The following is a 13,332-nucleotide window of genomic DNA, read 5'->3' on the forward strand; positions in this document are numbered from 1 at the left end:
TCCCAATGGGAATACACTTTTTTCTTTTACAATCTCCACAAATTAATGTTAGGAGGACAAGTATCTTTATTTAATTTAGCTTTAATATCTACAATAATACCTTTATCAGAGCTAAATAATTTATTATATTCATCCCACTCTTTATCAAGGTAGAATTTATGTGGAACAGCCATAACTACCGCATCAGCTGGTTTTAATTCTTCATAATTAGTTAGATCTACTCCGTATTCTTCTTTTGCTTCTTCAACAGATGCATATGGATCAGAAACTTGAACAGTTATTCCGTATTCTTCTAATTCACGAATTACATCAATAACTTTAGAATTTCGTAAGTCCGGCACATTTTCTTTGAAAGTTAATCCAAGAACTGTGACTGTTGAACCAAATACAGGAGATTTTTGTTGGATCATTTCTTTTACTAAAGCTGTCGCGATATACTTACCCATATTGTCGTTGATACGACGTCCAGCTAAAATTAACTCAGGACGATATCCAACCCTTTCTGATTTATGTGTTAAATAGTAAGGGTCTACACCAATACAATGACCACCAACAAGCCCAGGATTAAACTTCAGAAAATTCCATTTCGTCCCAGCAGCTTCTAATACTTCAGCCGTGTCTATATCCATACGGTCAAACATAATAGCTAATTCATTCATTAGGGCAATATTTAAATCACGTTGTGTATTTTCGATAATTTTAGCTGCTTCTGCAACTTTTAGAGAGCTAGCTTTAAATACACCAGCCTCGACGACACTTTCATATACCTCAGCTACAATTTCTAAAACTTCGGGAGTTTGTCCAGAAACAACTTTTGTAATATTTCTAAAAGTATGTTCCTTATCCCCTGGATTAATTCTTTCTGGTGAATAACCAATAAAGAAATCTTCTCCAGCTTTTAGTCCAGATTCTTGCTCTAATATTGGTAAACATACTTCCTCTGTAGCTCCAGGATAAACTGTTGATTCATAAACAACAATTGTTCCCTTTGTTAAATTAGCACCTACAGTCTTGGAAGCACCTTCTAACGGACCAAAGTCAGGAAGCTTATTAATATTGATTGGAGTTGGGACTGCTACGATAATAAAGTCGCAGTCACGTAATCGTGATGGATCCATTGTGAAGTCTATATCCGCAGATTTTAGCTCATCCACATCTACTTCATTAGTATAATCCTCATTATTTTTTAAAGTATTTATTCTGTGCTCATTGATATCGAATCCTACAATATGGTGTCTTTGACCAAATGCAACCGCAACTGGTAATCCAACATACCCTAATCCTACTACACCAATTTTTCTATCCAATTTTGTCACCTCTTAGTTCAATTCAATTCAGTTGATGTTATCTTTTTATTGATGAATCACAATTATACTTTTTTTGAAAAATCTACTTCTTTTTTATGACATTCTTTACTATATAGTTTAATTAAAAAAAATTCAATTAAAAATATACAATTTTCTACAAAATTCTCTTAGCTTTATGAAATAAATGTATAATAAAAATAATAATACTTTTTACTAGACCAAACCCTTCAATCTCACGATAAACTTTCCAATTTTGTTTTGCCATTTTTAGTTTATTGCTTGAGACAGAGTTAGGTCGTTCCCTATATTTAGCTAGTACTTCTTGTAATCCATGGGCTTGAAACCCTTTTTTTAATATTGTTAACCAAAGTACCCAATCTTGACGAGTACGGATGTTCTCCATTTTCAAATTACCGACTTTTTCTTTGTCCACCATAACCGTTAGACATCCGATAACATTATCTTTAAGAAGTCGTTTATAAGAAAGTGTGTCAGGCGCTTCAACAATTGTTCCTATATCTTTCCCATCTTCATCTACTTTCATATATTTAGTGAATGAAAATGCAATGTCGTTCTCTTGCATGTGTAATAATTGCTTTTCTAATTTCTCGGGTAACCATTGGTCGTCACTGTCTAAAAAAGCTAAATATCGACCTCTCGCGTTCTCCATAGCGGTATTTCGAGCAACAGCAGGACCACTATTCTTACTTAATTGAACTAGTTTAATTCGCGGGTCAGAATACTGCCTAACCATTTCAACAGTCTTATCTTTAGAGCAATCATCTACAATAATCATTTCCCAATTAACGTACGTTTGTTTAAGTACTGAATCTATTGCGTCCTTAATATACGCTTCTGAATTATAAGCAGGAGTCACGATAGAAATTAACGGATTATTATTTGTGTTACCTAGCATAAAGCTTTCTCCCTTTATGAATTTAGTGCCTGTAAAAACACCTCTTCATACTGTTTTACTATTTTTTTTGCATCAAAATGTGATGCTCGTTCGTAGCCTTTATTAATAATTTCTTCTACTTCTTCTTTTGGCTTAGATAGAATCAATAACATCTTTTCAGCCATCTCATCTGCATCTCCAACTTCACATAACTGACCGTAAAGACCGTTATACAACACTTCGGATGGACCAGATTTACAATTAGTTGATACAACTGGTACTCCAGTTGCTAAAGCCTCAGCGATAACATGACTAAATCCTTCGTGTTTTGAAGATAGCACAAATAAATCCGCATGCTTAAAATAGATGTACGGATTACTTTGGAAACCGATGAAGTGTACTTTGTCGGCAATGCCTAATTCACTTGCTTGATTAGTCAATTGCTCCTTTAGAGGGCCTTCACCTAAAATAACTAATCGGCTTTTTATCTGTTCGTTTACTTTTGCAAAAGCTTGTAACAACGTTTTTTGATCCTTTTGCTCCACTAACCGTCCCGCTGTTACAATAACCTTTTCGTCCCGATTATAAAGCTCCTGTACATGTGGATCCATTTTACCTTGATCGATTCTTTTATTGATAATCTCAACGTCAATTGGGTTATATACGACTTTAATATCAGAAGGCTTTACCTTATAGCGATTTACTAAGTTTTCTTTTACACCTTCTGACAATGATACGATTTGGTTCGAAAATTTATAGGCAAATCCAAATCCTAATAGCTGAAGATTTGTTTTCCAGTCTCCACCTAAATTATCTGCCTCGCGAATAACACATTTCGCTTTTGAATTAGCTAATTTTGTTGCAAGTATTGCTATCGTATTTACTCGTGGTATCGTACTAAATACAATATCAATTTCTTCCTTTTTAATAATACGTGATAATTCAAATATAGATCGACTTAAGCGTGTTGTACTCAACTTGATAAACTGAACATCATCTTTTAGTTCGCTTTCGTATGAGCCGTTAAAGTTAAGGGTAACTAATGTAGGCGAAAATTTAGTTCGATCTAAGTTATTAATAATATTTAATAACGTACGTGCAGCTCCACCGCCACCCATTTGATAAATAAAAAATAAAATTTTCACTTTTTGCATTTGTTTCAGCCTTTCTTATTTTGGCCTTATAATCCTTCTTACAATATACTGTAATTCGTTACTAGTTGACAAATTTCTACCGTACTATAACTTTTGTACAATAAATTGTCGTTTCTTATCTTATCAAAATTATGTAAATATATAAACCGTTACTTTTTATTACATCTAACAAAAAAAAGGAAACTCATCAATGGACAAGTTTCCGGGTAGAACATAACTATTAATTTTTCAATGCTTCTGTAATTGCATCCGACGCTCTCTTTAACACTCCTTCTGGGTCTCCATTTTCATATAACTCTTCAATTGCATTTTCCACAATGTTCCGCGCTTCTGGAAATACGTTCATTAAAGCTCCTTGTGTCGCAGGAGTTAATTGTGTGTTTTGAAGTTGTTGAACAGCAGTTGTGAACTGAGGGTGCACTTCGTAAACAGCTTTTAATGTATCTTCTTCATAAGCCGCTTTCGTAATTGGGAAGTAACCGGTTGCTGCTGCCCACTTTGCTTGCACTCCTGGTTGAGTTGAAAACTTAATAAACTCCCAAGCCGCATCTTGCGTGTCCTCTGAAACTTGGTTTGTCATCCATAAAGAACCACCACCAACGATAACACCATTTGGCCCAACACTATCTGGGTGTGGTAGGAAGGCCGTACCAACTTCAAACGGAGAATGTGTAACATTATCTCGAGTAGCTGCCGTACTATCTAAATACATGGCAAGCTGACCTGCACGGAATGCTGCACGAATATCATCCCACGTCCGACCGAAGTTTCCTAAATAGCCACTTTCGTTCATGTCATGTAAAAAGTTGAAAACCGCTTGCCCTTCCGTACCGTCAATTGTCGCTTTAGTTGGATTTCCACTTCTGCCGTTATCAGCATCTAAATATAAACCACCTTGGTTTGCTAATAATTGCTCAAAAAACCATCCGTAAATTAAAATCGCAAATCCATACACTTCCGTTTCATTTCCACTTTTCTTTGTTAGTTTTTCAGCAGCTGCTTTCACTTCAGAGAACGTTGCTGGAGGATTTTCCGGGTCTAATCCCACCTCCGCAAACATGTCTTTGTTGTAGAACATAATCGCATTCGACGTATTAAACGGCATCGAATATAGTTCACCATCTAGCTGATAATACCCTAAAATATTTTCCTCTAAATCACTTAAGTCATAATTGTCCTCGTCAATAAACTTTTGCATCGGTGTTATAAAGCCACTTTCACTCATATATTTCGTTCCAACCTCGTACACTTGGACAAGTGCTGGCGCTTCACTTGAACCTCCAACTGCACGCAATTGGTTTAGCAGCTCCTCGTAACTACCTTGATAAACGGCTTCTACTTGCACTGAATCAGATTGCGCGTTGAAGTCCGCAACCATTTGATCAATCGCTTCTCCAGGCCCTCCGCCCATCGCATGCCAAAATGTCACAACTTTCTTTCCATCTTCCGTAACTGTCTCCCCACCACTGTTACTACAAGCTGCAGCAAATACTAGTACTGAGGCGATAACTACTAGTAGTAATGACCTTTTCCAATTCATTCTTTTTCCCCCTTGTTTTAAGCATTTATCCTTTTAAAGCTCCAGCTAGAAGACCTTTTCTAATATACTTCAAGCCGAAGAATAAAAGCAGAAGTGTTGGCAGTAAAATTAGCACTACCGCTGCCATGACCATATTCCAGTTCGTAGACGATTCTTGTGCAATCATCATTTTCAAACCAATCTGAACTGTACGAACATCGTTATTACTCGTAACTAATAGTGGCCATAAATACATATTCCACGTTGTTAAAAAACCATAAATACCAAGTGCGCTTAACGTAGACTTAGATAGGGGCAATACAAATGACCAATAAAACCGAAATCGAGAGCACCCATCCATTTGCGCCGATTCAAAAATGTCCCTAGGAATGGTTAGGAAGTGCTGACGTAATAGGAAGACACCAAATGCTAAAGCGAAAAACGGCAGCGTTAATCCTTGGTACGTGTTCATCCACCCTAAATTTAAAATCGTTAAGTAGTTTGGAATAACCGTTGCTTCCCACGGGATAAGCATCGTTGATAAAAAAACGAAAAACAAAAAATTTCTTCCTTTAAAAGGGATAAACACGAAAGCATATGCAGCTAGACTACAAACTACTAACTGACCGAGCATGACAATAAAGGATACAACAAAACTATTAAAAAGAAATTGTAAAATAGGAACTCGATTAATTGCTTGACTATAAGCCTCCAAGCTAGGTGATGAAGGAATTAGTGCACCACTAAAAATCTCTTGCGGTGTCATCATACTAGCTGAAATAGCATATAAAATAGGCGCAAACAACAAAAAGGCCGACAAAGTTAGGAGTATATATATAATGATTTTTTTGATCATTGATAATGCACCCTCTTTTCGCCAACCTTAAACTGTACAATTGTAAAAACTAAAATGATCAAAAATAATACAATGGCCTGTGCACTTGCGTAGCCAAATCTACCATTGTAGAAAGCTTCACGATATATGGAATAAACAATAAGATTCGTAGAGTTAGAAGGGCCTCCACCTGTTAAAATATCAATTTGGCCAAACGTTTGGAACGAGTTAATCAACGTCACAACGCTAACAAAAAATAATGTCGGAGATAATAGTGGGAGTGTAATGCTAAATAATTGACGCCAATAGCCAGCACCATCCATTTTTGCACTTTCATATAACTCTTCTGAAATATTTTGAATACCACCTAGAAGAATAATAAAATTAAAACCAATATTCATCCAGATCGTAGTAATAGCTACTGAAACTAGTGCCCACGAAGAAGAGGTTAACCATTTAATAGAGCCTATTCCAAACAACCCTAATATGTTATTAAGTACACCGAGTGTAGGATGAAAGAAAAACAACCATATCGTCGCCCCCGCAGCTACAGATATTCCAAGAGATGAAGAAAAAACAATTCGAAAAAAGCCTATTCCTCTTAATTTTTCACTAGCAATAACGGCTAATGCGAGTGCAATGACAATTCCAGTCGGAACCGTATAAAGAACAAATAGAAAAGTAGATTTTAAACTACCTAAAAAAAGCTCGGATTGAAATAGCCTTGTATAGTGATCAAACCCTACAAATCCTTGTACAATCCCTGCCCCAGCGGTTTGGAAGAAACTAAAATATAATGTTTTAAACATTGGATAAAATAAGAAAACAATTAAGAAAAATAAAGCTGGCGACAAATAAAGCATGCCAGTCCAAAACAACTTCCTTTCCCTACGCTTCCGATATGTTTTTGCTGTCAAATCTTTTCTCGACTCAACAGCGATATTAGGCTCCATTTAACCACTCCTTCCTCCAAAATCGCAATATTCCCTTCTGTTCACATTCAGTAAAGTGTATACAGGCTCATATACATTTATTCCAAAATATTCTAGAACAAAAGATGTAGATGTAGAAAAAGGAGGATAGTACTATTTAAAATTCCTTTAGAAACGGTTCGCTCAATTACGATACAACATAATTTCCTGTCGAATATTTCCTCGGAAATTTGTCAAATGCTTTCTTAATTTGGACTAAGTGTCGAATAAAAGAACAAAAGCGCAGGCGGCTCGCTCAGGTCCAATCAAACTGGAGCCTTTCCGCAGGAGATAAAGGAATCACGGCGAACGTCAGTGAGTCGATGATGACTTATCGTACGGAGGAAAGGTGAAGTTTGAGCTGGACCTAGCCGCCGGAGATAGACGACAAAAAAATGAGCTAGCTCTTATTAGAGTTAGCTCATCATTATTTATACTATTCGTCTTCGTCTGTTAAACAATAGGGTTATTCCACCAATTGTTAGTAACACAAATCCAACAACCAAGAAATTCATCATATTTGTTGCTGTTTTCGGTAGTTTATTTCCTGTGTTACTTATTTTTTCTTCTTTTTCCCCTTCATTTTTTGAAGCCCCATCGCCTTTACCTGTTTCCACTTTGTCATTTTCTTTTTCTTCTTTTTCTTCTTCTTCTTCGTCTATCGGTTGTCCCTCTACTTCAGCTAAAGTTTCGATCTCCATTTCATTATAATCAATGAAATCACCGTACTCATCATATGCTGCAATACCTACTGTATATACCGTTTCAGATAGTAACTCGGAGAAATAGAAATATTCTTCATTTACAATATCAACTAGCTCCCCATCTAAATATACTTCATAATGATCTACCTCATATTCACCAGCGTAGAACCACTCTAATTCAATTTCCGAGCTTGTTACATCTAGTAAATGAAAGTATAAATCAGAAGAACCATAGAAATCTTCTTCAGTTAAGAAGACGATAACTCCTCTTTCTTCTAATACCTGTACGATACGTAATTCCTCCGAACCTTCTTCAAAAGTTAAAGAAGGAATGTTAAATAAAGTCACCATTTCTAAATACTCTAACTCTAGCAATACAGAGATATCAGAAATATTCGTATCGTGTAAAAGTAAGTAATACAAGTCAATCAACGTAGAAAGAACGTTAATATTTGTAATTGGATTGTTCGATACATCTAAAAAGATTAATGGTAAATTTTCTAAAGCTGTTAAATCTGAAACATTATTACTTCCTACAGATAAAAAGATTAAAGGTAAATTCTTTAATGGAGTTAAATCTGTTATTTCATTACCTTCAACATATAACATTTCTAAATTCGTAGCCTTGTCCAACCCTTCAAGGCTTGTTATGCCTAAGAACCCAGCGTCTAACCACTCTAATCTTTCCATATCAGATTCATAGATTGGACGATTTTTAATGTAAAGACTTGCTTTTATTGCATGTTCTAACATTTCATCTTCTATAACTACAATTTCTCCAGTTGGCAGTGGTAGCGTACTAAAAAGGTAATATCCAACATCTACTACCTCTCCATTTTGATCATAGACATGAACCTCTAGCTCATATTCCGTATCTGGATTTAAGTTTGTCAGTTCAATCTCAAATTCTGTTGTTTCCGTTATAAATTCTCCGTTTAAATAAACTTTATACGTATAATTTGGATCTTCTTCATCGAAATGCCACCAATAAAAATATGCACTATTTTCATTAACGCCTTCTAACCATATTTCAAAATTTTCATAGTAATACTCATCGAAAACATCGATATATACACCCGCATCAAACAACGTCATTAATAGTTCATATGTAGACGTACCCTCTGAATAATCTACATTTGTCCCTTCAATTGTTAAGTGTGTTAAATGCGTAAAGTTTTCAATTACTTGTATGGAAGATACATTCGTTTCATGTAGAAAGAGATATTCTAAATTAACAAGAGTTTCAAGGCTACTAATATCTGCTACTGGATTATTCGCGAGCCAAAGAGTAACTAGATTCGTTAATCCCCTTAATGGTGTTACATCTGATATATTGTTCATATCTAAGTCTAAGTCAACTAAATTAGTTAACTCGCTTAAGTAAGAAATATTTCTAATTTTATTTCCAAAAATATATAAAACTTTTAGGTTAGTAGCTTTTTCAATCCCTGATAGATTACTAATCCCCATATTAGATGCATCTAAATAAGTAAGCTGTTCCATATCACTTTCATAAATGTCACGCGTAACACCAATTTGTTGTTGAATAGCTTGTTTAAGCTTAGCATCTGTAAAAGTCACTTTATTTCCTGTCGGCATTTTCCAAGTTTTTGCAGTAAGGCTATTTTCGACAATTAGTTTTCCCGAACTATTATAAGCTTCTACTTTTACGTAATATTCCGTATCTGGTTGTAAATTAGTAAAAGTATATTCAGTTGTACGATGATTAGGAGATAATACTAAACTATCATTCAAGTATATTTTATAGGATGAAACTCTTTCACTTTCCGAATATGCACCCCAATATATACGAAAACTATTTTCATTCACATAAACCGTGTCAACATACAAAAAATCACCCTCAATGAACTCTATCTCGTCATCAAGATTAATTTCTTCGCGAATTGCTTTTTTTTCTTCATCAACAGGTTGTTCTACTACTTCATTTTCTTCCGCTTCTTCTGGAATTTCTTCTTCTGTTGCTTCAGATGAATCTACTTCCTCTGTAATTTTTTCTTCTTCTGTAACTACATCTTCAACTGCTTCCTCAACTATCTCTTCTTCTGATGTACTCTCTTCAGATGCTTCCGTATTAAACGGCTCGTCAGTGTTTACTGTCTCTTCTTTCAGTTGAATTTCTTCCTCGGGCTGAACAGGTTCTTCAGCAAAAGTGGAAATTGGACTTAGTAGAGAGATTAGTAACGTTAAAATTACTAAAATAGAAAAGCCCTTTCTCATTTCCCATCCTCCTAAAATTATTATCAAACAAGATGATTATATATCGTATTACTATTTTTTGGAATATAGTAAACTTTCGAATAACAACAATATTTTTCGACATAAATTTTTGTGTAAAGATGATGTAATTTGTTTGGAAGAAACCTAATAAAAGCAGAAATCTATTAAACATTACATAAGCTTGTGCAAAATTAAAAATTTACAATATATTCGATGTACATTCCTGTCGAAAAATCGTATAATTCAAAGTAGAATATACAGATAAAGGAAGAAACTAATGATAAAAAAACTAAAAAGCTTAAAAAAGTGGCAGAAATATACTTTCTTAATAATCGGTGTTTTATTTTTAGGTGTTGGAAGTATGGTAGGTTATGCATTTTATAATGTGAATAAAACATTAAGTACGATGCATCAACCGATTGAGAGAGAGTATTCAGATAAACGTCCTGAAAAAGTAAACTTTATAGAACAAGATCCAATTTCTATTCTCTTAATTGGAGTAGATTCTAGAAACGGCAATTTAGAGAGAGGCCTCTCAGACACCTTAATGGTTATAACGGTAAATCCAGACGACAAATCGATGAAAATGGTAAGTATTCCACGAGATACAAGAACGGAAATAGTCGGTAAAGGTTTTGAGGATAAAATAAATCATGCCCATTCGTTCGGTGGAGTGGAAATGGCTATTCCTACTGTCGAAAACTTTTTAGATATACCGATTGATTATTACGTAAAGATCAATATGGAAGGCTTTAAAGATTTAGTAGATGCTGTAGGAGGAGTAGAAGTCAACAATAGTTTTGCCTTTTCTACCGGCGGAATGGACTTTCCAGAAGGGAAGATTTCTTTAAACGGTAAAGAAGCATTAGCGTTTTCTCGAATGAGGAAGCAAGACCCTCGTGGTGATTTCGGACGAACAGATCGACAAAAGCAAATAGTTCAAGCTGTTATTAAAAAAGGCGCGTCATTCTCTGGCATAACAAACTTAGACTCTATTTTAAATGCTATTGGCCAAAATGTTAAAACAGATATAGCATCAACAGAGATGCTAGATATTCAAAAAAATTATAAAGAGGCAATAAATGACCTTGAAGTTCTTCAAATAACCGGAACTGGAACGACGATTAGCCGTATCTACTATTTACAAGTTCCTGAAGAAGAACGTTTACGCATTTCTACTATTTTAAAAGAACATTTAAAATTAAATGAGTAATAGGAAAAGCAGGGAATCTCACAATTGTGAAGCCCTGCTTTTTTCTTTTATACGCTAGTCATTTCTTTTTGCCTTAACTCAATTCTTCTAATTTTTCCAGACGTTGTTTTCGGTAGATCCTCTACAAATTCGATTTTTCTCGGATATTTATAAGGTGCCGTCAATTGTTTTACATGCTCTTGTAATGTTGGGATTAACTGCGGATCATTAGAATCAATTTCATTTTGTAATACGATGAACGCCTTTACGACTGCACCACGTACTTCATCAGGACTAGCTACAACTGCACATTCGCGAACGTACGGATGTTTTACTAAAGCATCTTCTACTTCAAACGGGCCAATCGTATAACCGGAGCTAATAATAATATCGTCTCCTCTACCTTCAAACCAAAAATAACCGTCCTCATCTTTTTTCGCTTTGTCCCCAGTTATATAGTATTCTCCTCTAAACTGACGAGAAGTTCGCTCTGGATCTTTATAATACCTTTTAAATAACGCCGGTGTACTAACGTGAACAGCAATATCTCCTACTACTCCTGGATCACACACTTCACCTTCATCATTAATAACTTCTACTACATTACCTGGCGTCGGTTTTCCCATTGAACCAGGTTTTATTTCCATTCCTTTTAACACACCAAGCAATAACGTATTTTCTGTTTGTCCGTAGCCGTCACGCACTTCAACATGAAAGTGACGTTTGAACGTATCAATTACTTCCCGATTTAATGGCTCTCCAGCAGAGACGGCACTATGTAATGCTTTTAATGAATAATCATTTAAGTTTTCCACTTTCGCCATTAAGCGATATTCTGTCGGTGTACAACATAATACATTTATTTGGTATTGATCTAACAACTGTAAATATTTATTCGGTTCAAACTTACCATTATATACGAACCCTGTTGCCCCAGATCCTAAAGTAGAAAGAAAAGGACTCCAAATCCATTTTTGCCATCCAGGTCCAGCAGTTGCCCAAACAACATCATTTTCCTCAATAGCTAGCCAATGTGGTGCAGCAGTCCTTAAATGTGCAAACGCCCAACCATGTGTGTGGACAACCCCTTTCGGATTTCCAGTTGTACCTGACGTATACGATAAAAATGCAATATCGTCTCTTAAAGTTTCCGCTGTTGCTAGGTGAGTCGATTGTAATGCCATTTCTTCTTCAAGTTGAATCCAGTCGTCTTTTTGATTTCCTACGACAAAACGGTGAACATCTTTTATACTTCCTACTTTCTCTAACTCTTCCACGTAAGGATAATAGGAAACGACTGCCTTTACATCACCGTGCTCAATTCGATAGGCAAAATCTTTTGCACGTAGCATTTCTGAACACGGAATGACGACCAATCCTGCCTTCAACGCTCCTAAATACACTTCGTATGCTTCCACAAGTCTAGGAACGACTACTAGGACAACATCACCTTTTTCAAGGCCTTTATTTAAAAAAACATTTCCAATCTTATTCGCACTATCTACTAATCTCTCATATGTAATTGTCTTACTCTCACCTGTTTCATTTTCCCAAATTAAGGCTACTTTCTTTTTGTCTGAAGTAAACTTTTGTACTTCTGAAACTAAATTATACTGTTCTGGAGCAATCAAATCTTCTCTTTTCATTGGACACACTCCTCTTTAAAATTAACCTCTTTTAATTGTACTAAAAATTAAGAATTATTTGAATGAGTGTTTATGTCCAATTTATTGCAAATATTGTCTAGTTTTGTAGGAATATATGTTATAAATGTAATTTATTTATGATATTATTCTTATAGTAAACACCAATCAACTCGGAGGAAAGAAAATGGTTTATGACGGTATATTGGTTGGAATAATAGTTGCCCTTCTTAGAGGGGGAAACTTCAGTAAATTTGCAGAGTTAAAGTTTAAGTATGCTCTAATTTTCCCTATTTTATTAATAGTGCAAATTACTATATTTGCTATCCAAAACAAATTTGAATTAGTAGGAAATTATAGCAACATTACTTTTATGTTAATCTACGTAATTGGTATTTACCTATTATGGCTTAATAGAGAACATAGAGGTTTTAATTTAATTTTAGTTGGAGTAGTTTTAAATTTCATAGTTATGGCAGTAAACGGGGGAAGAATGCCTGTTTCAATAGAAGCAAGTCAAATGCTTGATCCATATTTCGTTGAAGCTTTAACAAATAGCTTATATGGAAAACATGAGGCAATAACAGAAGCTACTAGACTAGCATTTCTTGGTGATATTATCCCATTGCAAGCTCCGTATCCTAAAGAACAGGTTATCAGTATTGGAGACGTTATAATGAATATTGGTGTTTTCATTTTTATTCAATATGTAATGGTTGAAAGTCGAAAAAATGCAAATAAAGTTTCTAGTTCTACAAATTAAATACAATTAAATATTTGAAGGAGGTGACAAACATGAGCGCAAAAACTAAAAACACTATTATCAACCTAGTAGTTTTAGGATCATTAATTGTTGCACTAACTTCAGGTTATA

The 13,332-nt window shown here is 35.0% G+C and carries 10 protein-coding genes; 2 read left to right on the forward strand and 8 right to left on the reverse strand.

Annotation, left to right across the window (positions count from 1 at the left end; all coding sequences use genetic code 11):
- Window positions 1-26 precede the first annotated feature (26 nt).
- From O1A01_RS22165 to O1A01_RS22195, 7 genes are all read right to left on the reverse strand, one after another.
- Window positions 27-1,307, reverse strand: a complete 1,281-nt coding sequence (locus tag O1A01_RS22165; protein ID WP_066417556.1) for a nucleotide sugar dehydrogenase — start codon at window positions 1,305-1,307, stop codon at window positions 27-29.
- Between the two features lie 154 nt (window positions 1,308-1,461).
- On the reverse strand, window positions 1,462-2,223 hold the full coding sequence (locus O1A01_RS22170; RefSeq protein ID WP_066417559.1) for a glycosyltransferase family 2 protein: 762 nt from the start codon (window positions 2,221-2,223) through the stop codon (window positions 1,462-1,464).
- Between the two features lie 14 nt (window positions 2,224-2,237).
- Window positions 2,238-3,356 (reverse strand): glycosyltransferase, encoded by a 1,119-nt coding sequence (locus O1A01_RS22175; RefSeq protein ID WP_270065016.1) that lies wholly within the window; start codon window positions 3,354-3,356, stop codon window positions 2,238-2,240.
- A 220-nt stretch (window positions 3,357-3,576) separates the two neighbouring features.
- The gene (locus O1A01_RS22180; protein WP_270065017.1) at window positions 3,577-4,896 is read right to left on the reverse strand and encodes an ABC transporter substrate-binding protein; all 1,320 of its coding nucleotides are present in this window, start codon (window positions 4,894-4,896) and stop codon (window positions 3,577-3,579) included.
- Between the two features lie 25 nt (window positions 4,897-4,921).
- Window positions 4,922-5,731 carry a carbohydrate ABC transporter permease gene (locus O1A01_RS22185; protein WP_270065018.1) on the reverse strand — a complete coding sequence of 270 codons (810 nt, stop codon included), beginning with the start codon at window positions 5,729-5,731 and terminating at the stop codon, window positions 4,922-4,924.
- A complete protein-coding gene (locus O1A01_RS22190; RefSeq protein WP_270065019.1) occupies window positions 5,728-6,663 on the reverse strand; it encodes a carbohydrate ABC transporter permease in 936 nt (311 codons plus the stop codon). The genes O1A01_RS22185 and O1A01_RS22190 overlap by 4 nt, the downstream gene beginning before the upstream one ends.
- Window positions 6,664-7,112: 449 nt before the next feature.
- Window positions 7,113-9,623, reverse strand: coding sequence for a leucine-rich repeat domain-containing protein (locus O1A01_RS22195; protein ID WP_270065020.1), 2,511 nt, complete (start codon window positions 9,621-9,623; stop codon window positions 7,113-7,115).
- A 277-nt stretch (window positions 9,624-9,900) separates the two neighbouring features.
- On the opposite strand from O1A01_RS22195, the gene O1A01_RS22200 reads away from it, so the two are divergent.
- Window positions 9,901-10,836 carry an LCP family glycopolymer transferase gene (locus tag O1A01_RS22200; protein WP_270065021.1) on the forward strand — a complete coding sequence of 312 codons (936 nt, stop codon included), beginning with the start codon at window positions 9,901-9,903 and terminating at the stop codon, window positions 10,834-10,836.
- A 47-nt stretch (window positions 10,837-10,883) separates the two neighbouring features.
- Here the strand turns inward: O1A01_RS22200 and mbcS are convergent, their stop codons facing one another.
- Entirely contained in the window at window positions 10,884-12,461 is a 1,578-nt protein-coding gene (gene mbcS / locus O1A01_RS22205) for an acyl-CoA synthetase MbcS (protein WP_270065022.1), read from the reverse strand.
- Window positions 12,462-12,645: 184 nt separating this feature from the next.
- On the opposite strand from mbcS, the gene O1A01_RS22210 reads away from it, so the two are divergent.
- A complete protein-coding gene (locus O1A01_RS22210) occupies window positions 12,646-13,221 on the forward strand; it encodes a DUF5317 domain-containing protein (RefSeq protein WP_270065023.1) in 576 nt (191 codons plus the stop codon).
- Window positions 13,222-13,332 lie beyond the last annotated feature (111 nt).

Origin of the sequence: Sutcliffiella sp. NC1 (assembly GCF_027594365.1) — a bacterium.
In the GTDB taxonomy this organism is placed as follows: domain Bacteria; phylum Bacillota; class Bacilli; order Bacillales; family Bacillaceae_I; genus Sutcliffiella; species Sutcliffiella cohnii.